Origin of the sequence: Cyclobacterium xiamenense (assembly GCF_009467825.1) — a bacterium.
GTDB classification, from domain to species: domain Bacteria; phylum Bacteroidota; class Bacteroidia; order Cytophagales; family Cyclobacteriaceae; genus Cyclobacterium; species Cyclobacterium xiamenense.
Genome location: NZ_WIOK01000001.1, coordinates 316,676 through 338,216 on the forward strand (window position 1 = coordinate 316,676; position 21,541 = coordinate 338,216).

The window sequence follows — 21,541 nt, forward strand, 5'->3', positions numbered from 1 at the left end:
TTGATTGGCGATTTTTTTCAAAACCAGCCAACTACTTGGTTTCTTTTAGTAGGTATAGCCAATACGCTGATTTATACCTGAAAAGCCTCAGGTAGTCGCCATTGCCCATCATCATCTCTAATCAATCAAACGCGATGCTCAAAGCGGTTCCAATAAAGAAATTGCTTTGCGTGGGAACCTGTTGGCTGTCCAGGAAAATTTCATCGCTCCTACTTCTAAAGGTCCTACCTTCTACCCGCCAAAGCACATTTTCCATTACCTGCACATCCACATTTACAGAATACCCAAACGTTTGAAAGCCACTGCCGGTGGAAATGATCACTTCATCTATATCCGAATAGTACTCGGCCCTGGCGGAAACAGCCAATTTCTCGGTAGGTGTAAATCGCCCTATGAGCACAGGCGAATACCAATGATGGTAATCATTGCTACCTTTTGCCACTTGCTGGGTGCCCATATCAAAACCAGCGATCAAACCAAATTTTTCACTGATTTGAAATTGACCATAGAAATTGTGAAAATACCGCATCTGTCGGGTACTGTCCGGCGTGTCGCTGCCAATAAAGGAACTGCTGTTGAGCGTTACTTTTTCATTGGGTGTCCAGGTAAGTTGATGGCCAAAGGCCGGGGTTTGGTTGCCGGGAACGCGTTGTATGCGCTGCCAGCCATTAAGGAGTAACCCACTTAGAAACCATGCTTCATTATCACTGGTATAGGAAATTTTCGCCCCGGAGAGAAAGTAAGGGGAATTTTCTGCCAAAATACTCCGCGTCATGTTCCAACAAGTGGCCCCTTTGGCGCTTTCAAAGCCAATATGAGAGCCAAAGATGCCGGCATCGACCCACAGGTTTTTGGTTTTGGAGATTTTTACCCCCGCATTGGCCTCAAATATATTTTTCAATACGCCGGGTTCGGCCGAAAGATTGGCATTGGCATAGGTACCTGTCATCAATGCCAACGTTCCCCTTACCTGATCGTTGTCATAGGCGGCCTGAATGTACCCGAAATTTAGATTTACTTCGTTGTGCCGGTTGAAGGAGTAAAGGAAATCGGGCCGGTTGTGGTCCACGGGCTCGCCAAAATCGTACACGTAATAGGTTTCCAAATACCCACTTATTTTTACTGGGCGCTCGTTGGGTTCGGTCTGGGCAAAAATCGGGTTAACCAGGCCAAAAGTTATTGGAATTAAGAATAGTAGTTTAAACATCTTGTTGAAATTAATCCTAGTACAATGTAAGATTTTTTGACGCCCAGGATTATAAAAAGCAGACCAATTTTCTAACACGGATTAATAGCACCAAACAAGCGGCTACTTTAGCGCGGGAACCAATAAAATTGCTTACAGGGAAGGGAATTGCTACCACGCTACCCTTCGTCCATTGGTTTTTAATTAAAATAGGCCATGTAGAGGGGCAAACTAACAATAAAAACGTTTGCCCTATCAAATTCCCAAGGTCAGTTGGTCTTTGACTTTGTGGTACCGTAAAGCCGCTTTGATGCATTCTTTTAGTTCCGGGACCGGGATTTGCTGGTTTATTGCAAATATAATGGCCCGATTTCCCTCGTAGTGAAAGGTACGGTCAAAGACCATTCGAAAGGTATCCACCAGGCGACTCGTGCATTGAAAATACAGGGCGGATTGATCTGGCGCTTCCGATTTCCAATCCATTCGAATAGTGCTGCCATTTTTTGTCCGGTAACTTGGCTCTCCCCATTTTAACGTCTCTTCAAGTTCGTCAATACCCTCCGTTTCTTCGGCCGTTTCGATAATCAATTCCCGTAAAAAAAGCATTTTTCCCCGAACGGGGTCGGTATACCGGTCAAATACCTCCGTTACGTTGGGATTTGTTTTTCTTACTAGCTTTTCCATGGTCTATTTTTATTCAGCCTTACCCAGCCCGATTACCACCTTCCCCTGATGCTTTCCCTCACCAAAATACTGAATCAGTCTGGGGGTATCCCCGAGAAAATAGGGTCCGTCAATAAAGATCTGAACCCTCTTTTGGCTAAAGAGTTCCAGGAAATAGTCTAGATCTTTATTGGGTTTCAAACTTACTATTTGAAGCTTTTTGTTGGAAAATAGGGATAGTATTTTGCCAAAAAAGAGCAATTGAATCAATCCGCCCGGTTTACCACCGATGGTCACGTATTTTCCGTTCGGGGATAGGGCCCGTAAGTAGGACCAGGGGTACTGGTTGGTTTTGCAATCCAGGATCAAATCGTAGGTCTCGCCCCTCTTGGTGAAATTGGTTTTCTTGTAGTCAACGACAAAATCATATCCGATGGCTTTCATTTGCTCCAGCTTCTCTCCTGAATCTACTCCGGTTACCACGCAACCTTCCAGTTTGGCCAACTGCACAGCAAAGGTTCCTACGCCACCACCGGCACCGTTGATAAGGATTTTCTGCCCTTTTTTGATATTTCCCAGGTCCCGCAGCGCTTGGATGGCAAGGCAGAATGCATGAGGAACGGCGGAGGCCTCATCGAAACCCAAGGCAACTGGTTTTTTTTCCAATGCATTTGCATCAATGCAGATGTATTCGGCAAAGGTTCCGAAACCATATTCCGAAATATCTCCAAATACTGCCTCTCCAACGGTAAATTTTGTTACATCCGATCCGACTGCATCCACCATTCCGGCCAATTCCATCCCGGGGATTTTCACCTTGGGCTTAAACAGGCCAAATAATAGTCGGTACAGGTAAGGTTTGCCCCTTACCAGGCTCCAATCGTAATCGTTTATGGCGGTAGCACGTATTTTCACCAATACCTCCTGATTTTTGGGAAGGGGTTTCGCCACCTCCCTTACAGCAAGCACTCGTTCAGGATTGCCGTATATCGTAAATTGGACCGCTTTCATAAGAGTAGCAATTGGTTGTGCTTGGCTTTCGATGCCGATTCAGGATACATCTGATTTCATCGCTGTTATTCCAGTTGATGCGATCCCCAACCAAGCCGCCAGGTCCCGATTGTAGAAACGGGAAGCGGGGATACGCATTCTTTATTAATCACCTTAACTTTATCCGTCAAAACAAAACACACTCTATGGGTGAGCTTGCAAAATGCGTTGCTGCAAAACAATAACACATGTTTTAGGTTTTATTTTTATTTTTCTGGGTCCATTTATTGAAAGCGCCGGTGGACCAAAGGGCCCATACAACCAATACAGGTTGGAAAAATAGCCGTGTCAATCGTTTTTGATCGGTATCCAAGCCAAACGCATCGATCCCATTGCTGTACTGAGATAGGTTTCCAGGGAAGATAAGTACGTAAAAGACCGCCAACGCAATCCCCACGTAATAAGTGTACCCGGTTAAAAAGATCATCGCAAGTCCCAGCGAAATTTCTACAATGCCAGAGGATATGACGACAAAATCCATAAACGCCGGATCCTCAGGTAACCATCGCGGAACCTGGGCCTGGAATTCCTCCCGTTGAAAAGTCAAATGTCCCAATCCCGCCAGTACCATTAGGCCACCCAGGAGGATTCTCATTAGTTTTTGAATAAGCGTTGTTTTCATGTTGACTATTGTTTGGGATGAATTCGTTTCCGATAGAAAAGTACCCAACATTTGTCGCATGATCAAACCAATGTGAATCATTTACTAAAAACCTTACGTCCGCCCGCGGATTTAGTCCCGTAAATGGTTGACCGCTCCCCAAGCGACATCGATGGAATCAATTGGACAACGCGCAGGTGCATGGGGTAGGCGTGCAGCGCTTCCAACATAATCACGACTTATTTCGCTCTTAGGTGCATCCTGGTATTTTTTCGTTTGGGCTGTTGCTCCTCCTTATTTTTTGTGGATCATTGAATTTTTATTAATTTAAACCGATGGCAGGTATGCAGGGTCGATGCCTATTGGCGAGTCCAATGATCACAGCTGCTGCTTTATTGCCGAATTTGTAACCTATCCGTCCGTTTTTTGCGTACACGACCCTAGTTCAAAAATGAGTATCAACCGAAGAACCTTTATTAAATCCGCTGCTTTTGCCGGAGCAGGATTAGCAGCTAGCCCGGAGCTGTCAGCCGGAGCCAGGTCTGTTGTCGTTAAGGCAAAAGAGGGCATCGAAATTGATCCCGAGCCTACCTTTGCCTTGTCTCCCTATTTGTACATGCAGTTTATGGAACCCCTGGGCCGCACCGACGGGTCGGTGGAGGCCGCATGGGATTTTAGTAAACACGCCTGGCGTGAGGACGTGCTGGAAGCCACCCGGGAGCTGGCGCCCAGCATGGTGCGGTTTGGCGGTATTTTCAGTTCGTATTACCGCTGGCGAGAGGGCGTCGGTAAGCGAAGCAGTCGGGTACCCATGCAAAATCTACTGTGGGGCGGGTATGAATCAAACCAGGTAGGCACGGCGGAATTCGTCGACTTTTGCAGGCAGGTGGGTGCCGATCCGCTCATGTGTGTGAATTTTGAGTCGGAAGGAAGCCCCGGATGGTCGATTGACGGTATGGGCAGCGATCGGCGGGGTACCGCCCAGGAAGCAGCCGAATGGGTGGACTATTGCAATAATCCGGACAACGCCCTGCGAAAGGACCACGGTTTTGACGGCCCCTTACGCATCCCCTTCTGGCAAATCGGCAACGAAACCTCCTATGCCAACGATCGTTTCCACCTGGATACCGCCGTTCAGAAGACGCTGGCGTTTAGCAAAGAGATGCTTCGGGCCGATCCGTCTATCAAACTGATCGGCTGGGGTGGTTTGCAACGGTGGGGTGAAGGAAAAGAAACCTTCTGGGCCAGGGAAATGATCGAGCGTGCCGGAGAGCACCTGGATTACGTGGCGTTTCACCACATGTTTAACCCCTACGGGAGGGACCCGGACAACCCCTTGAAAGGAGTAGATTACCGGAAAGATCCTGGCCGAACCTGGGAATACCTGATGAATGCCTGTGCCTTTCACGAGAAAAAAGTCGTAGCCATGCGGGAACAGGTGGAGCCCTATCAAATGCCCATGGCCCTGACCGAGTGCCACTACAGTTTTCCGGGCAGAAACCGAAACGAGGTGATGTCCACCTGGGCCACCGGTGTTTCCTATGCGCGCATGGCAAATTTACACGAACGCCACGGGGACTTGCTCAAAATCGCGACCATGGCCGATTTTTGCGGCACGCGCTGGCAGGTCAATGCCCTGATGATTCCTATCCCAAGATCCTACGGGGAAACATTCCTGATGCCCGTTGCAAAAGTGATGAAACTCTACAGAAAGTACAGCGGTACCAGCTATTGCGCAACCACACAAACGCCCGCCTACCTGGACGTTACGGCAAGTAGAAAAGGAAATACGTTATTTGCGCACGTAGTGAATACGCATCGAACTTCCCCCGTAAAAACTACCTTATCTATAAAGGGGGCCACGATTGCCTCGATCAAGGTGCACGAGATGGCGGCCGATCCGGAATTTGAAGTAATCGCCCGGGAGCCTGACCCACTTGAAATACAAACAAAGGAGGCACCTATCGACGGAACATGGACCTTTCCGGCTGCTTCCGTATCGGCGGTGGAGATCCAACTCGTATAACCGGGGCTGTAACGACCGGCTTGGCCAAGCGTTAGTAGCTGGGGGGGGTGCTGGCAATCCGGGGTCAGGCAGCCGATGCAATGCCTTTCTGATCACCTTAATGGAGGGGCTGCCGGGGCATCTTTCAGTGCGTTTTCCCCGGACAGCAACAGGTTCAGCGGTTTTTTGGGACGGAACGGTCCGCTTCCTTGCTTGTGCACAAATTACTTTCTAAACAGCAGCTCTCTAGTATCGGCGGAGATCCTTTCCGCAACGCTGCATACCTGGCAATTCAAAGACTGGGCCGGATCGTGGACAGGTATTTTCCCCGTTGTTTGAAAAGCACCTGCTTGGTGAATGGGAGGTCACAATTACGAGTCGTTTTTCTTTGGTGAAATCCCAACCTTACGGGTGAGGAAAGTCGCTTTTCCAGGATATCCTCTTGAACAAACCGGGCATCAGCCCCAGGAAGAAGCGATTTACGGCCAGCAGAAAGGGGGCCGTATAGGTGCTCCGGTTTTGCCGTACGGCCTTGACAATGTACCAAGCCGCCTCCTCGGGAGTAAGCAGGGGAAGAAATTTTGCCAGTTTTGGTAGGCGCAGGTAGGATCCGGGGTTGGCCTCAAAGTAGTTGGAGCTGGTTTCACCCAGCATCACTTCGCAGACGCGCATCCCCGTACCATGCAAATCAGCCCGTAGCGCCTCGGTAAATCCGCGCAAGGCCCACCGGGAGGCAGCATATCCCGTTGCGCCACTCCAGGGAATGAGCGATGCCGGTGAATTGACATTGAGGATCATGCCGCTGCGGCGCGAAAGCATCCCGGGCAGAAAGGCCCTGCACAGGCGAAAGGCAGCCAGGTAGGGGAGGGCGATCATAACATCCTCTTCTCCTTCCGGCGTCTCCTCGGCAAACAGCCAACGTCCAGCTCCGGCATTATTAACCAAAAGATCGGGAACCCCATGATTCTGAAGGATCGCTTGTGCAGCGTTGCGGGTGGAGGCGGCATCCGCCAGGTCTGAAGCAACGATGTAAGCGATTCCGCCCGCCTGACGAATGCGTGTAGCCACGTGTAGCAGGTCACTTTTCGAACGTGCAACCAGAATCACTTGTGCCCCTTTTTCAGCCAATAAAATGGCCGTGGCGGCACCAATGCCTCGTGAAGCACCTGTCACTACGGCTAATTTTCCGTTAATTTTCATCGGTTAGCGATTGGTAATTGTAACGATTAGGTATTCGGTTTGCTGCCAGAAAATTAATTCCACCTGTCTGTTTTATAGGCCTAAACGGCTATACATACGCCTTGGTAATTGAAACAGCTAATGCGCTATTTTTTTGAATGATTTCCTGGTCGGTACTACCCGAAACACGTGCCGTTTTTCCAGACTAATTCACTTAGCGCTGAATGTTCTTGTTTGCGCAGCCTCAAGATGTTGGCTTTGTGGCAGCATTCACCAAATCCCAGAATTCTTCCCGGTTATTGGTGCGGGGAAATGCTGTTGCGGGAGACTCAACGTTTAAAAACTGGCACAAAGGTTCCCATCCTTCCTTTACCTGATATACCAGTAGCTGTTCGGGTGGGATTAGATCCTGTACCGCTTTATTATGTGCTTCGTATTTTTCTGCCAGGCCCTCAAAATCAAGACCCATTGGAAAACCTGATTTTTCAATTACCTTCACCACCATATTGAGCCAGTCCTGAACGGGTGCTGGTGCGTTTTCACGCCCGCTAAGCAATTTGTAGATCGTAGAACCAAAGCTTTCCGCCCACGATTCTTTACTTCGGTGTGTTAAAATAAACTGAGCATTCGGATACGTTGCATACAGCTCTTTGTAAAAGGCAGCGGTTGGCCAATCAACGGCGCTCTGCATGCCTTCATAAACAGCGTCAAAATTGGCCGGATGATTCAATAGTTCATTCCAAAGGGGCAATTGAACGGGCATGTTTTGCGCCACCCGCTCCATGTGGTGGCAAGGACCCAGTTGTAGTTGTTCCAGTGCTGTTTTCAACGAATAGGTGCCGGTTCTTCCCAGACCTAATCCAATAACTTTTAATTCCATAAATATTCTTTTTGGTTACTAACTACCTACGCTAAATCGGTTTTTGGCGAAGCTCTTTTTGACGGCAACTGCTTAATTTGGGGATGTTGCTACCCGTTAATTTTTCAGTACAATTCGGAAACGGGCCTTCCCGGATTCCAGATGTTGCAGGGCTTCATTTACTTGGGACATCGGGAATTCTTCTGTAATCGGATAAATGTCGTGTCGCAAACAGAATTCCAACATGGTTCGTGTCAGGGCCGGGCTCCCGAGCGGACTTCCTGCCACAGACTTTTCGCCCGTAATCAGAGAAAATGCAGGAATAGCCATCGGTTCTAATACCGCTCCCACATTGTGAAACTTTCCTCTTGGAGCTAAGGCCGCCAAATAGGAATTCCAATCCAAGGTCACATTGGTTGTATTGAGAATGAAACTCAAACTTCCGGCGATTTTTGCCAGTTCCTCGGGATTCCTGGAATCCACCACCTGGGTAGCTCCCATTTCCATAATGGATTTCTTTTTATCCGGGTTGGAGCTAAAAGCGATGACTTCACAACCCCATTTATTTAGGAATTTAAGGGCCAAATGGCCCAGGCCCCCGATACCGATGACGCCAACCTTGTCCGTTGCTTTGACTCCGGCTATAATGATCGGATTGAACACGGTAATCCCACCACAAAGCAAGGGTCCGGCTTTATCCAGATTGATGCCCTCGGGCAGGGGAATTGCCCATGACCAATGGCAACGCACATGGTCTGCAAAGCCCCCATGTCTACCACCTATAGTGAGTTCGGCAGAGCTGCAGAGATGATGCGCGCCATCCATACATTCATGGCAGGACATGCAGGATCCCGAAAACCAACCCACACCGACTTTATCCCCTACCTTTACATTTTTGACAGCATTGCCTGCCGCGACTACTTCGCCTATGATCTCATGGCCAGGTACAATGGGGTAGGCCGTCATTCCCCAGTCATTGTTTATCATGCTCAGATCTGAATGGCAAATACCACAGTTGATAACGTTGACATCAACCTGTTCAGCGCCTACTGCTCCTAATTCGTAGGAAAAAGGCGTTAGTTTTTCATGGGGGCCATTGGCGGCATAAGCGGATACGTTCATTATTTTGATTTAGTTTAACGTGTGGGTATTGTCGAATGGGTGTAAATTAAATTTTTGGTAGTTAATCCCTTTGAGGATCTTTTTACTTACTAAAAGCATCATGTAATTTTTTTGTGTCCACATATTGCTGAAAAGCAATCACTTTCCCATCCTTAAGTGTCCAGAAATGCGCCACTTGGGCGTCGTAACTATTGCCATTATTGTGTTTGCCATCATAGCGTAGGGTGGCTAGTACTTTGTCATTAAACATTTCATGAAGCACGATATCCTTTAAGTTGAAATACGCATGTTCTGCGCCAATGCGGCCAAAAACGCCATTCAAAACGGCATCAGGTCCTATGTAGGGATTACCATCCGCATACGGGTTACCTTCGGCTTCATTCCAAACGATCGTTGAATCCATCATTCCCAAAACTGTTGGGATATCGCCTTCGGCAAAAGCTTTGTAAAGCCCATCTATAATGGCCCGGTTTTCACTTGCTCTTTTGAGCTTTTCTTCAAGAGTTTTCATAATTCATTATTTTAGGGTTTATTGATTTATTCGTCATTGTACTTCCAATTTGATTTCTATCAAATATTCAGGCAAAGTCAGCCCTTTGACTTCCTGCCAGGATACGGTTGGAAACTGCTGGGTATAGATGGAGTTCCGGTATTTGGCATGGGAATATTCGGCGGCTATAGGTCTTAAGCAGAAGTGTGCTGGTTTTTCTTATATCATAGAAATCGTTTTGGCGAATCGTCTATTTTTGATCTTGGCAAAAACCATGACGGACTTAAATCTGACGTTTAGTAATACATCAGCTTAAAAATTAACCTTTTAAATGTTGAAAGGAAACCCATCAAGGACGAAGCTGTGCCCTTTTTTGTCCGAATGCCTCGATTTATTTTCCCAAAGAAAAATGATCAATTGGTCACCCTTCTCTGTTCTTCCTGGGAGCCTACTTTTCGGTCTCTGGTTCCTTTGATCTTACTGTTTCCAAACTTGTAGGTGTAGGTAGCCATAAACACCCTTTTTTCAAATTTGAGCCTACCTGTAATTTCCAAATCAGCACCATCGAAAGATCTCCACCTGAGTTGACTGGTTTCAAGTATATCGTTGAAGGATAACCTCAACATCCCTGCTTTTTGGAAGTCCTTTTGGATTCCCAGATTGAGAAAGCCCCGCGAAAGTACCTGGTAATATCCCATGATACTGGGAGACATATAATACCCCATCAACTCAATGGTGTATTTTTTGGGAAGCGTAAAGCTATTTGTGAGTACTACCTGAATACCTGTCTGATCAACAGCATAAGCCTCTCCATTCAGTTCTGAATTGACTTTCTGATAATTTGCCGTGAAGTTGTTTTGGGTTTCCCACCAGGAAGTCAATTGCAAGGGGAAAGCGACAATTATGGATACCGTCTGCCTATGGTCGATATTTTCTGTTCTTAAGAATGTTGTATTGGTTTCTTCATGCAGAGTAGGCTGAAATTGTGCAATTACATCGTTATCCATGCTATGCTGCACTGAGAAAATCATACGTTTGTAAGAATAATCTGTTTTGATGTTGTTGGTGTAGGTAGGCAGGATGTTTTCATTGCCGGCGAAGAAGGTAAAAGGGTCCGAATAAAACACAAAAGGTGCCATTTCATTGAAGGTGGGACGGGTAATCCTGCGTCCATAAGACAGCTGTACCAGGTTGTCAGCATTGATTTTTCTGGATAAAAAATGCCGTTGGAAAGAAATCCCCGTAATGCCTGTCAACGAGTTTTTCTCCTGAAACGGTCGTCAGGTTGGTTTTGGTGTTTTCGTATCGTAGCCCTGCATTTAAGGTAGTTTTTTCATCAAATTCAATTTTTGCTGTAGAAAAAGCTGCCAATATATCTTCTTCGAGAAAGCCATCGTTGGTGAAGTTTGAATCAATCAGCCAATCTGATCCAAGTTTCTCTTCGAAGAGCACCGTATTGGTAAATTCTGAAAAAGTAGCTCTGAGACCTGATTCTACGGCTACTGATTCCCCGATTTTCATGGAGTGGTTAAAATCTGTCACCCAAAGCTCAATTGGGGTATCCTTGGTTATTCTGAATTCCTCTGATCCGATCAAATCATTGGATTCATCAAAATTCATGATGGTGTACCCGGATGGGTTGGAATTTTTGTAGGTCAGGTAATCTACATTGGTACTGATGACCTGCCCGTTTTGGAATGTATGCTGAAGATTGATATTGCCCATGATATGATTCCATGTATTGTTCTCTACCGTTGTCATCCGCGTAAGGGTGTCCGGGGAGATGGAAAAATTGGCTTCTGTAATCGTCGGTGCAGACAAATTCCACTGGTTAGTATAACCACTGACCAGGCCACTAAAGATGGTATTTGTACTTAATTTGTAGTCAAACCCTGCCTGATAATTGATGGACTTTCTGGTGGAAAACCGATCGCTGTAGGTATCAATTCCAATGTCTTCAAATCCGTTGTTGTTGCCTCTGAAGCTTTCCCATTCCTGAACCTGATCTACATAAGTTGTTGACAAAAGACCAAACCAACTGAATTTAGGGCCCTGATGGTTGAGGTTGAAGCTCATATTGCCGTTATAGCCGGATCCATAGCCTTGGCCGAGTGTTAGCGAACCATTGGTACCGATCATGTCATTGTCTTTTTTCATCACAATATTGATAAACCCCGCATCTCCGTCCGCATCGTAGTTGGCCGGGGGAACAGTAATGATTTCGATCTTTTCGACATCACTTGAATTGAGACCGGCCAGCATTTGATACGCCGCCTCCAGGGGCATTCGGAACCGTTGGCCGTTCATCAGGATAACCACGCCGTTTTTCCCTAAGACGGAAAGTGTATTGCTTTGCCTGTTCACCATTACCCCGGGAGACCTGTCCAGCACATCGATGACGGACAAACCCGCAGCAGACACGCTGTTCGCTACATTGACCACCATTTTCCCCTGTTCCAACTCAAATAGTGGCCGGGTGGCGGTTACCGTTACTTCATCCAGGTTCTGATCTTCTTCCTTCAATAAGATTGCCGCCAACTCACTTTTTTCTGTCCCCAAAAAAGGGAATACCGGTGAATAGCTTTTGGCATATCCCAGGATCGTTACTTCCACATAGAATTGTCCTTTTGGGATATCCGTAAAAACATAGTTTCCGGAGTCATCGGAAATGGCCCCTTTGATCAGCGAGGAATCCGGCTCGTTCCTGAGCAATATACTGGCATAGGATATCCCTTTTTTTTGGGAATCGTGAACGTTTCCCTGTATCGTTCCTTGAGAAAAAACGCTGGAAGCCAATAAACAAAGCAGGATGGCAATTAATGGGACCTTCATTAGCGTGGGATTATTTTTTTTTTCAGTATCAACTCCTTCAAGAGAAGACAGAAAAATTCTAGTCGAGCGGGCAAATAAATCGCTTTGGCGATCTCAAGGTCACCAAAGGAAATATGACATGACGAAGTCGGAGATTTGCTCAATTAGCAGGAGGAGTCACCTTAAACCCCTGCGTTTCTAGAATAGTGAGCATGTCGTACCAGTATCTCATAAACGTAATTTTACCGTTTTCCATACGGGAAGCAGAGTGGTAGGGGACCTTAATTGTTTCCCCACTTGCCTTGTTTGTAAGCGTGTTTATTCCCCATGACAGGATCCATTCGCCTTCATTCCAGTTATTGGTAACTTTGACAGGAAGGTAAAGCTCTTGCGAAAGGCTGTGCGTGAATTGGTTGGTACTAGTGGTGTAATAGTCGTTGTGCTGTGCCACTGTAAGTGAGTCCAGGCCTCCGCCCAAACCATAAATCATGGCTCCTGTTGCGAATTGAGCGTTCATTGTGGCCACATCACCCGCTTGAAGTGCTGTCGCATAGGTTTGGGCTGTTTCCATCGCTTTTGCTGCATTCTGAAATTCCAGCGTCGCTTCCTGTGCCATTGAAAGTGGGGTTGTAAAAACCAGCAGAAAGACAGATACTACGATTATTTTGAAAATTTTCATGGCAGACGGGTTTTATTGGAAAGAAATGGGAAAAGGTTATGCAATCATCTAAATATAAATGGATTAGTAGTGGTCAGAAAGGCGTGCAGGACGAAAGGATGGTTTGGTCGTCCGAAGTCAATGGAATTCCTTACGGAGCTAGATTTGAGGAATGGATCTACCGTACTGGACATTTCTCAGACTTTATGGGAAATAGGGACACTGGGTCCCGTGCAGGCCGGCTTCATCCTTCCGCTTTCCTTAACGAATGAGTTACCGGCGAGCACAAGGATGAGTTGTCAGCTTGCCTTCTTTACCCACGATTTAGCCGTTACTGCTGGAGGTGGTTACACAGCATGATCTAATAAAGCAAATTGCTGTGTGCCCGCAGGTCCCCACGAGTGGTAGTATGCTACCTTTGAACTCGTACTATCGAACTTGAATGATTCCGGAGCTGCTGCTAAGCCTATCAACGCATCATCCTCTATCCCAAACCAAAGTGTAACCGAACCCCCTTCTGCGATATTCCATTCAACAGGATTGAATTCGTAGGTGTCATTTTTATTCAAAAAACGTTTGTCCGGAGGAAGATTGTTAATCTTTACAATCCCACTTACCGGCGCTCCTTGTAACAGCCTGAATTTGGAGATAGAATCTCCCGCTTTCGCTACCGTTGTATCCAAAGAGGCCAATGCAATATTGCTCTTTCCTGCAAAATTTGGCAACACGTTTGCGGCAATTTTCGACCAGATTTTTGGACCTTTATTCAACGTGCTTACAAACCGGTCTTGCCCAATCTCGGTTATGGCTGTTTCAAATATTTCCTGAAAACAGGACTTTTCGTCTTCAATAATAGCAGCTGTTTTCACTGCACCCGCTTCTTTAGCCAGTCTCACACCTGTGGTGCGATCGAATGTTTGTTTGTTTTCCATAGTAACGTGTTTAAAATTTTTTGTTTTGTGCTCTCTTAAAAAAGCTTCGCGGTTATCTAAATAATGCTAACTCGCGATTCATTTTTGGTTCGGTCAATCTGCTGCTTTTTTACGAAGTACATCGCAGGTAAAAGGAGGCAGGGTAAAATGCCCGTTTAAAGGATCGAAACCGACGACTGAATGGATTGTCCCGCTGGTTTTTCGCCACTATCCCTTGTATAGGGAGGCGAGTCCCCGGTCCCGCTTGCATCAGGATTGGCATTGCCGTCGGGTGGGTTCCTTCCGGACGGCGACGCGACCCAATCGATCTACAGAACATATTTCCGGTTTTACACACCCAGATAGAATTTTTGCCTCCTGCAACAAAACCCCTATTCACTGAAAAGTGAACGTCTAAGCTTTGGGTGGATGCAGCCTCAGGCCATTAACCAATCGGACCAGCTGTTGTGCGGTCATCAACGCCTACTGCTAAACGCTCGACGCCCAGTTTACAATAAATAGAATATAATTTGTTTAATTGTGTAAATAATTCTTTTAAATACTTTAGTAGAACCAATTTACAAGTAAATAATTTTATAAAAAGCCGTATAGGACGAATAGCCGGAAATACTGTATCAACGAGCGGATTTTTTTTCCGGGGCTGGGTTGTCGGACGGTAAATGGATGGTAAAAACGTATTTTTGTATGCAGGTAGTGGGATACATATAGTGCCACTTGGATCCCTACCCCGTCGGGTAAGCAAGCTGTTTCGAGTGTCGCTACGGTAAGGCAAGCGCGACGTATTGGTCACCTGTGGGGGTATTGAACCGGCCGCCACCGCAAGCGAGGACGATGTACTGTTTCCCATTGACCGAATAGCTGCTTGGCGTGGCAAAAGCTGCTGCGGGCAGCAGGGTTTCCCAAAGCAATTTTCCGGTGTTTGTAGCGTAGGCGCGCAACTTCCCGTCTCGGGTAGCTGCGATAAACAATAAACCACTGCCCGTAACCAATGGGCCGCCAAAACTTTCGGTTCCGGCCGCGGAATCCCCGCCATGGGTCCCGGCATTGTTTTCTCCGAAAGGCACCTGCCAGCGGAAATCACCGGAATTCATGTCGATGGCCGTCAGTGTACCCCAGGGCGGGCGCACTGCCGGGTAGCCCTGATCGTCCAAAAATTTCATGTATCGGTTTACCACCCAGGCAGGAGGTTGTAAGCCCGTTCCTTCGGCTATCAGTCCGGGTTCCTCGGAAGCTCCGCTCATGCGCGCTTCGGTTAACAGGTACTTTATAAGTGCTTCCTTTTCCTCCTCAGCCAATCCCGGAAAGGCCGGCATCATCCCTTTACCGGCATGGAGGAGATCCGCAATTTCATCCGCTGTTTTGCGCTCGCTCACTTGGCGAAGTGAAGGGTAGCCGCTTTGGGGATGGCCATTGCGGTCGGTGCCGTGGCAGGGCGCGCAGTTTAGGGTATACACCCGCTCCCCGCTCCCCATGGCGTCCAGGATTTCGGGAGCCGTACTCGGTCCGATACCCATGTAGCGGGCCATTTCGTTACTGTTGATATACAGGATGCCTTCCGGGTCTGCTGCTGCACCTCCCCAGATGGCGCCACCACTCAGGCCGGGAAAAACCAGCATACCCCGCTCGTTGAGCGGGGTAAAGGGTCCCTGATACCCGGAATTACGGAGGATTTCCAGAAGTTCATCCCGGTTGTTGGCCTTGGGGTTGATGAGGGAGTCGGATAGTAGCTGCCGTGCGAAGGGGGGTGGCCGGCTGGGGATGGGCTGGGTAGGCCATGCCTGTTCGCCTGGGATGGTGGAGGCAGGCACGGGTACTTCTTCTATATCAAAAAGGGGCAGTCCTGTCTCCCGGTCAAACAAAAAAACGTAGCCGTGTTTGGTGACCTGTGCCACGGCATCGATTGTTTTTCCGGCATGGCGGACGGTAATCAGGTTGGGAGGAGCCGGCAAATCCATGTCCAGGATGTCGTGGTGAACCAATTGGTAATGCCAGATTCGTTTACCAGTACGCGCATCCAATGCCAGCAGGGTATTGGCGAACAAATTGGTACCGGGCCGGTCACCGCCATAAAAATCCGGTGCTGCAGATCCGGTGGGCACGTACAAAATCCCGCGTTCCCGGTCCACCGCCATGCCTGCCCAGTTGTTGGCGCCGCCGATCCCCTCGTTTTTGTACACATCGGGTGGCCAGGTCTCGTACCCGTATTCCCCAGGATGGGGAATGGTATGAAACACCCACACCAGGGCACCTGTTCGGACGTCAAAGGCCTGAATGTGCCCGGCCGCAGCCTGGTGGTCCTCCGCCACCCGTAGTGGCATGACGATCAAATTTTCGAAGACGGTGCCGGGTGTATTGGATAGCACCATTTTGTTCCGGGCAGTGGGACCAAGACCGGTTTTCAGGCTTACCTTTCCAGCTGCACCAAAACCCGGAATCGGCTTGCCCGTCCGTGCATCCACTGCATGAAGCCATTCACCCTGGGTATAAAGTATCCGCTCATCGATGCCTGCTTTCCAGTAGCTCAGGCCTCTGCAAGCACTGAAAGCCCCTTTTTCTGCAGTTTCGTGCCGCCAGATTTCTTTACCGGTAGCGGCATCCAGGGCAAAGGGACGCAAGGAGGCACTCACACCGTACAGCACCCCGTCTACGATCAGGGGATTGGTCTGCATGTGCCCGCTGTCTCCGGTAGAATAGCTCCAGGCGATCTGGAGGTCTCCGACATTTTCCGGGCTGATTTGGGCCAGGGGTGAGTAATGGTTTCGGTCGGGCCCACCCAGGTATTCGGGCCAGTCCTGATTCTTTAGATCGGGTGTACAGCAAAAGTTTCCCAGCACGCAAAGTGCCAGCAGCGGCACAGGAAGCCAGGGATTCGAAGGGGTCGTACAAACAGCCATGGGTATACGTTACACAGTGCTACCAGCAAGCCAATGAGGTTTTTGCTCGTCGGTTTACCTACGAATATGCTGAAATATTTGGGAATAATAAAATTTTATTTCTACCGTGGCAGATTGACTGTACCGCCTAGCCCTGCTCAGGCTTTTTCCGTGGAGGAGGTAGGGACAATTGATTCTTTTTGCCAGCGGTTGGATGGAACAGATAAAGGGTCAGGGGAACTGATTCGGCCAGATTTTGGGGAAGATCTGTTGAAATCCACGCGGGTAAAAAAGCCCTGGCGCTACCCCAATTCGTTCCCATTTGCTGCCGATGCTTTCGGTAGACCTGCAGCAACCTGATGCAGGGTATCGATGATTTGGCGCACCATGTCCTTGAATTCCTCTTCGTTGTCGCGGCGCATGACGTAATCTTCGACGTCGCGTACGGTGTTTTTGATGGAATCCACCCCAAATTGGTCCAAGCTTGGTTTTATTTTATGGGCTGCTTTTTGGATGCGCGGCCAATCTCTCTGATCCAGGGCTTGTTGCATTTCACCGGTGATTTCATCGGCGAGGGAAACAAACAGTTCGCACATTTTTTGAATAAACTGCTCACTGCCTCTGCTTATTTCTTCCAATTGGGACAGATCGAACAGGGGTTGGGTTGATTTTTTCACGGATGCATCGTCGTTCCCGCTGTCGGTCTGATCGGGTTCTGATTCCGTTTCCGGGGTTGTTGGCTTCCGGAGTACCTGCTCGATTTTCCTGAAAAAATCCTGTTCATCGTAGGGCTTGGTGATAAAGTCATTCATACCGGTGTGGAGGTACAAATCAATGTCGTGCCGAAAGGCATTGGCGGTAAGTGCCAGGATGGGCGTAGTCACGTTGAGTTGCTGGCGAATGTAGGCAGTCGCTTCTACTCCATCCATCACGGGCATTTGTATATCCATTAGAATGAGGTCGAAGGTTTTGTTTTTAATATGTTCGATGGCTTTTTTTCCATTTTCTGCTTCGGTCGTTTGGAACCCCATAAAATCCAGGCTTTGCATGGCAATAAAGCGGTTCATTTCGTTGTCTTCGACGAGCAGCGCCTTGCAGCCAAGAAAGGCACCGGGTTTTGTCTCCTTGCTTTGGGATACCAGTTTACTGGGGTCGCCGATCGGCAGTGTGAGGACGAAAGAGAATTTGGTACCTTCGTTTTTTCGGCTTTCCACCTGTAGTTCGCTGCCCATGAGCCGCACCAGGTCGTGTGAAATGGCCATGCCCAATCCGGTTCCCTCAAACCTGCGATTGGAGGTGTTTTGCTCCTGAGAAAACTTATCGAATATCTTTTGAATAAAGTCTTCGGACATGCCAATGCCGGTATCGGCGGTTTCGAATTGCAGGGTTTGGCTGGAATCGGTTTCTTGCAGTACGTGTACGCGCAGTTGAATATTTCCTTTTTCGGTAAATTTAATGGCATTGCCCAGGAGGTTGATGAGTACCTGCCGTAGGCGGACTTCGTCTCCGATCAGCACGGGGCGAACCTGGGGACTTACCTGCAGGGAAAAGTCCAGGCATTTGTCCTTGGCCTGGGAAAAGAGAATGGAATGCACGTTCTGCGCCATGGCAGCGGGACTGAATTCCGATTGGATAATTTCCAAATCGCCCGATTCAATTTTTGCGACATCCAGGATATTATTTAAGATGGTCAGCAGGTGCTTGGCGGAGGTTTGAGCCTGGAGCACGTATCCATGCTGTTTTGGTCCCAGATTTTCTGCTTTCAACTGCCGTATCATGCCAATGATTACGTTGAGCGGGGTTCGTATTTCGTGGCTCATATTGGCCAGAAAAAGTTCTTTGGCTTTGGCGGCGGCCTCGGCAAAGGATTTGGCTTTGGCCAATTCCTGTTCGAGTTGTTTTTGTTCGGTGATGTCCAGGTGCACGGCAATGCTACCGATGAGTTGCTCCTGATCGTTGTAATTGGGTGCCCAGCTAACGAACCACCATTTGGGCTCTCCCTTTTTGTTTTTTATTTCCACCTCGAAACTCGTGGTAATTCCTTGCTCGCCTTCCTGATTTTTCTGGTTGACCCGATTTTGTTGTCCTGCCGGGTAAAGAAGGTTGGTGGCCAGCTGTCCTTTTAGCTCGTTCAGGGTATATCCGGACATCTGGCAAAAGCTATGATTGGCATAGATGACCTGATCCGATAGGTCGACTTCCAACAGGCCCAGATTCATATTGGCGATTAGGTTTCTGAATTTTTCTTCCTGTACCTGTAGTTGGACGCCCCATTTTTTCCGGTTGCGTATGTTGATGAGCATCTGCCCAAAAAGGGAGAGCAGTTTTTGTTCCTTTTGACTGTATTGGTGGTGTTTTTTTACTGACTCAAATCCGACAAAGCCTACTAGTTCCGTTCCATCCAACATGGGGATGGCGATCAGGCTTTTGATGTTTTGCGGTTCAAGCAGGGATTTCAGCCCGCCGTCGGTTTCGTCGTCGAGGTCCTGTACCCGAGGCACGTAAAATGCCTCGTTTCTCCGGTGGGCTTCCACCCAATTTGGTAACAAGGAGATGGGTACCTGTTGCAAATTATTGATCTCGGGATTTATTCCTTCGGCGCACCATTCGTAGGTATTCGAGGTCGTCCCTTCTTTGAAGTCGTAGTCAAAAATATAGGCCCTGTCTGCCGCAACAAAATGGCCCATTTTTTCTAGCGATTGCTGGACGGTGGTGCCTAAATTTGAAAGGTCAAGATTGATGTAGGTGGTGGCGATATCGATGAGTACCTCCTGCAATTGAAGTTCTTGCTGCAGCGTTTCCTGTGCCTGGTACTGTTGGGTTCGGTCCATCATCACCCCGTCCAGGCGTATGGGTTTCCTTTCGTTGTCGAAAATTAGTTTCCCGTTATTTCGAATCCATTTGGTTTTACCGGAGGGTGTCAGAATCCGGTACCGTACAGCATAGGAGCCCTTGGCCGCAAGCGACCTGCGGATTTGTGTGATTACTGCCCGGTCCTCCGGGTAGATGTATTTTTCCCAGCAGCTGATATCTGCGAGCCATTCGGCTGGGGCGATCTCGTACAGGTTTTCAACGGATGGAGAGATAAAGATGACCCGATTTTCCGGTAGTTTTACCGACCAGACCACGTCGCTCATCTCGTTAAAGATGCTTGTCAACTTCTGATTCGAAGCGTTCAATGCCCGCTCTTGTTTTTTTCGTTCACTGATGTCGCGTGAGATCGCGACGATAAATTTTTTGTCTTTAATCCGGGTAGTGGTGGCGGTAACTTCTACCGGGGTGGTTTCTCCGGTTTTTTGGTGGATATTGGTGCCTTCCATGATCATCTGTCCATTGGACTCCAAATCCTGCACGTGACGTTTCCAATTTTGCTCGTTTTCAAAAATCATCTCAAAATCGCCCACCCGGTACCGTTGCGCCTGTTGCTTTTCGATGCCCAATCGCTCTGCAGCTACCTTGTTGATATAGTAGAGTTTACCGCTTTCCTCGGCTATCTGTATGGCATCGGAAGAATTGTCAAAAAGTTCCTGCAATAGCCGCAGCCGTTGCTCCTCTTTTGCCTGACAGAGGTCGCGTCCCAACTGGTAGGCCACGCGCCCAAGTTCCCATTGCATTTCGGTACCGAGTGCCCGCTGTCGCATCAATACCATACACCCGTACCGATCCAGGGGGAATGCGTACCAGTGTATCTGATCCAGCAGTTGGTAATGGGGTTGTTGGGAGTGTGAATCCACCCCTGCCAGCAATTGTTTTGCTTGTACCAACCAATTTTCACGCTTCAGCATGGCCTTGGGTAGTACCTGCACCAGCGCGTCATTTTGAAAAATCGCGGCTGCAAAACAGTTTAGTTTGCGCAGATACAAAGTCAGTACCCTTCCCAGGCTATCCTCAATTTCTCCCTGAATCCGCTGGTTCAAAGCGATTTCGAGAAGAACCTGAATGTTTAATTTGTCTTTTTCCATCGTGCCACGACTACCGTTTTATTAAACAATTCCAGGGAGGCACTGCCAATATTGGCGATTTCGCCAACACTCAGCGCCCCATCCATTGGATGGTTTTGGTTGAGAAAAGTCAGTTCCTGTTGAAAGTCACTTTGCATAAACAGTACCCGCGAGATACAATCAAAACACACCTGATTTCCTTCAGCGGTTTGCCCATTAAACGCGCTGCTAACTGCCTCCCGAGCCCCTTTTAGCAGCGAATGTAAATCCCCATGCATGATGCGGATGTATTCGCCTTCGGGGACCTCGTCCACGATATGGAGCATACCCGCTTCGGTCGCATAGGGATCTCGAATGATCATTTCGTCGTCCAGCCGAACCAGCCCCAGCGGATAGGAACGGGCAATATCGAAAAAGTTTTCCGGGGAGATACGTTGTTGGGAGTGGGCTTCGATCAGCTCCCGGTAGACCTCAAAAGCAGGTTTCCAGTTAAGGCTGACGATGGTATTTCCCTTGGTTTGCGTCACTTTGATGGGGTCGCTAATCGGTTGCCATCCATGGGCCACGCCTAATTGGACGGTTTCGTCCATGAGTCCGATCACGGCCCCCCGTTCGATCACGCGTTGGTTGGAAAGGATACAGGGAAAGGATTTGAAACTCAGCGAACCTGCGCCACCCCCCAGGTAATTGACAAAAGGGCCGAATACGTCGTAAAGTGCGTGTAAGAAGGTCGTTTTTTCTGACCAGAACGCGTTCACAAAGCAAAAAACACTTGCGGCTTCTACCGGCTGTTCTTCCAGCCAATGCCTGAACGCTTCCGGTGAAACAATTCCCTGCTGCGATTCAAAACAGGCTACCTGTAGCCGCTCTTCCAGCGGCACTAGCGCAAAACCGGTTTTGTACCGGATTCCCTCTCCGATAATTTCGGGAAAAATACCTCCCAGGAGCGGTTTTTCGTTCAATGCGAGGATCTCCTCGAAGGATGCCTTGTCGGGGTGATTTTCCGCGGCAACAAAAAGCAGGTAGGAGGCGATTTTCGGATTTCGCTGGCCGTCAATCAGCGCCGATTTCAGCAGCTCCTGTGTTGAAAAATACATGCCTGTACGGTTTGGTTGTATCAGCTTTTACAAAATTAATTATCCCAGATGGGCTGCATCCGGACTTTTCTACT

16 protein-coding genes are annotated in these 21,541 nt (G+C 48.3%); 1 reads left to right on the forward strand and 15 read right to left on the reverse strand.

All coding sequences use genetic code 11. The features are described from left to right. Positions 1-121: 121 nt before the first annotated feature. The 4 genes from GCU44_RS01275 to GCU44_RS01290 form a co-directional block, all read right to left on the reverse strand. On the reverse strand, positions 122-1,207 hold the full coding sequence (locus GCU44_RS01275; protein WP_154852700.1) for a porin: 1,086 nt from the start codon (positions 1,205-1,207) through the stop codon (positions 122-124). A 234-nt stretch (positions 1,208-1,441) separates the two neighbouring features. Beyond that, positions 1,442-1,870, reverse strand: coding sequence for a DUF1801 domain-containing protein (locus GCU44_RS01280; RefSeq protein ID WP_154852704.1), 429 nt, complete (start codon positions 1,868-1,870; stop codon positions 1,442-1,444). A gap of 9 nt (positions 1,871-1,879) precedes the next feature. Beyond that, positions 1,880-2,860 carry an NAD(P)-dependent alcohol dehydrogenase gene (locus GCU44_RS01285; RefSeq protein WP_154852707.1) on the reverse strand — a complete coding sequence of 327 codons (981 nt, stop codon included), beginning with the start codon at positions 2,858-2,860 and terminating at the stop codon, positions 1,880-1,882. 232 nt (positions 2,861-3,092) lie between these two features. Then, positions 3,093-3,521, reverse strand: a complete 429-nt coding sequence (locus GCU44_RS01290; protein ID WP_154852710.1) for a DoxX family protein — start codon at positions 3,519-3,521, stop codon at positions 3,093-3,095. A 430-nt stretch (positions 3,522-3,951) separates the two neighbouring features. Here GCU44_RS01290 and GCU44_RS01295 point away from each other — a divergent pair, with 430 nt between their 5' ends. After that, the gene (locus GCU44_RS01295; RefSeq protein WP_161993876.1) at positions 3,952-5,526 is read left to right on the forward strand and encodes an alpha-L-arabinofuranosidase C-terminal domain-containing protein; all 1,575 of its coding nucleotides are present in this window, start codon (positions 3,952-3,954) and stop codon (positions 5,524-5,526) included. 384 nt (positions 5,527-5,910) lie between these two features. Here the strand turns inward: GCU44_RS01295 and GCU44_RS01300 are convergent, their stop codons facing one another. From GCU44_RS01300 to GCU44_RS01350, 11 genes are all read right to left on the reverse strand, one after another. After that, on the reverse strand, positions 5,911-6,705 hold the full coding sequence (locus tag GCU44_RS01300; protein ID WP_154852716.1) for an SDR family NAD(P)-dependent oxidoreductase: 795 nt from the start codon (positions 6,703-6,705) through the stop codon (positions 5,911-5,913). Between the two features lie 223 nt (positions 6,706-6,928). Continuing rightward, the gene (locus GCU44_RS01305; RefSeq protein ID WP_154852720.1) at positions 6,929-7,564 is read right to left on the reverse strand and encodes a sulfotransferase family protein; all 636 of its coding nucleotides are present in this window, start codon (positions 7,562-7,564) and stop codon (positions 6,929-6,931) included. A gap of 96 nt (positions 7,565-7,660) precedes the next feature. Continuing rightward, on the reverse strand, positions 7,661-8,665 hold the full coding sequence (gene ahr / locus GCU44_RS01310; RefSeq protein WP_154852723.1) for an NADPH-dependent aldehyde reductase Ahr: 1,005 nt from the start codon (positions 8,663-8,665) through the stop codon (positions 7,661-7,663). Positions 8,666-8,747: 82 nt separating this feature from the next. Next, positions 8,748-9,176 carry a nuclear transport factor 2 family protein gene (locus GCU44_RS01315; protein WP_154852726.1) on the reverse strand — a complete coding sequence of 143 codons (429 nt, stop codon included), beginning with the start codon at positions 9,174-9,176 and terminating at the stop codon, positions 8,748-8,750. 392 nt (positions 9,177-9,568) lie between these two features. Next, positions 9,569-10,411 (reverse strand): outer membrane beta-barrel family protein, encoded by an 843-nt coding sequence (locus tag GCU44_RS01320; RefSeq protein WP_154852729.1) that lies wholly within the window; start codon positions 10,409-10,411, stop codon positions 9,569-9,571. Then, entirely contained in the window at positions 10,350-11,987 is a 1,638-nt protein-coding gene (locus GCU44_RS01325; RefSeq protein WP_154852732.1) for a TonB-dependent receptor, read from the reverse strand. The genes GCU44_RS01320 and GCU44_RS01325 overlap by 62 nt, the downstream gene beginning before the upstream one ends. Positions 11,988-12,126: 139 nt before the next feature. Further along, positions 12,127-12,645: a nuclear transport factor 2-like protein gene (locus GCU44_RS01330; RefSeq protein WP_154852735.1), complete on the reverse strand. Its 519-nt coding sequence runs from the start codon at positions 12,643-12,645 to the stop codon at positions 12,127-12,129. A 326-nt stretch (positions 12,646-12,971) separates the two neighbouring features. After that, positions 12,972-13,556, reverse strand: a complete 585-nt coding sequence (locus GCU44_RS01335; RefSeq protein ID WP_154852738.1) for a hypothetical protein — start codon at positions 13,554-13,556, stop codon at positions 12,972-12,974. Positions 13,557-14,314: 758 nt separating this feature from the next. Beyond that, a complete protein-coding gene (locus GCU44_RS01340; RefSeq protein ID WP_154852741.1) occupies positions 14,315-16,450 on the reverse strand; it encodes an outer membrane protein assembly factor BamB family protein in 2,136 nt (711 codons plus the stop codon). A 281-nt stretch (positions 16,451-16,731) separates the two neighbouring features. Further along, positions 16,732-20,391 (reverse strand): PAS domain S-box protein, encoded by a 3,660-nt coding sequence (locus tag GCU44_RS01345; protein ID WP_154852744.1) that lies wholly within the window; start codon positions 20,389-20,391, stop codon positions 16,732-16,734. Further along, entirely contained in the window at positions 20,373-21,467 is a 1,095-nt protein-coding gene (locus GCU44_RS01350) for an FIST signal transduction protein (protein WP_154852746.1), read from the reverse strand. Before GCU44_RS01350 ends, GCU44_RS01345 begins: the two co-directional genes overlap by 19 nt. Between the last annotated feature and the right edge of the window lie 74 nt (positions 21,468-21,541).

Excerpts from the sequence above, each read along its gene's own strand:
- GCU44_RS01275 (WP_154852700.1), bottom strand. The coding sequence starts at position 1,207 with ATGTTTAAACTACTATTCTTAATTCCAATAACTTTTGGCCTGGTTAAC.
- GCU44_RS01280 (WP_154852704.1), bottom strand. The coding sequence starts at position 1,870 with ATGGAAAAGCTAGTAAGAAAAACAAATCCCAACGTAACGGAGGTATTT.
- GCU44_RS01285 (WP_154852707.1), bottom strand. The coding sequence starts at position 2,860 with ATGAAAGCGGTCCAATTTACGATATACGGCAATCCTGAACGAGTGCTT.
- GCU44_RS01290 (WP_154852710.1), bottom strand. The coding sequence starts at position 3,521 with ATGAAAACAACGCTTATTCAAAAACTAATGAGAATCCTCCTGGGTGGC.
- GCU44_RS01295 (WP_161993876.1), top strand. The coding sequence starts at position 3,952 with ATGAGTATCAACCGAAGAACCTTTATTAAATCCGCTGCTTTTGCCGGA.
- GCU44_RS01300 (WP_154852716.1), bottom strand. The coding sequence starts at position 6,705 with ATGAAAATTAACGGAAAATTAGCCGTAGTGACAGGTGCTTCACGAGGC.
- GCU44_RS01305 (WP_154852720.1), bottom strand. The coding sequence starts at position 7,564 with ATGGAATTAAAAGTTATTGGATTAGGTCTGGGAAGAACCGGCACCTAT.
- ahr (WP_154852723.1), bottom strand. The coding sequence starts at position 8,665 with ATGAACGTATCCGCTTATGCCGCCAATGGCCCCCATGAAAAACTAACG.
- GCU44_RS01315 (WP_154852726.1), bottom strand. The coding sequence starts at position 9,176 with ATGAAAACTCTTGAAGAAAAGCTCAAAAGAGCAAGTGAAAACCGGGCC.
- GCU44_RS01325 (WP_154852732.1), bottom strand. The coding sequence starts at position 11,987 with ATGAAGGTCCCATTAATTGCCATCCTGCTTTGTTTATTGGCTTCCAGC.
- GCU44_RS01330 (WP_154852735.1), bottom strand. The coding sequence starts at position 12,645 with ATGAAAATTTTCAAAATAATCGTAGTATCTGTCTTTCTGCTGGTTTTT.
- GCU44_RS01335 (WP_154852738.1), bottom strand. The coding sequence starts at position 13,556 with ATGGAAAACAAACAAACATTCGATCGCACCACAGGTGTGAGACTGGCT.
- GCU44_RS01340 (WP_154852741.1), bottom strand. The coding sequence starts at position 16,450 with ATGGCTGTTTGTACGACCCCTTCGAATCCCTGGCTTCCTGTGCCGCTG.
- GCU44_RS01345 (WP_154852744.1), bottom strand. The coding sequence starts at position 20,391 with ATGGAAAAAGACAAATTAAACATTCAGGTTCTTCTCGAAATCGCTTTG.
- GCU44_RS01350 (WP_154852746.1), bottom strand. The coding sequence starts at position 21,467 with ATGTATTTTTCAACACAGGAGCTGCTGAAATCGGCGCTGATTGACGGC.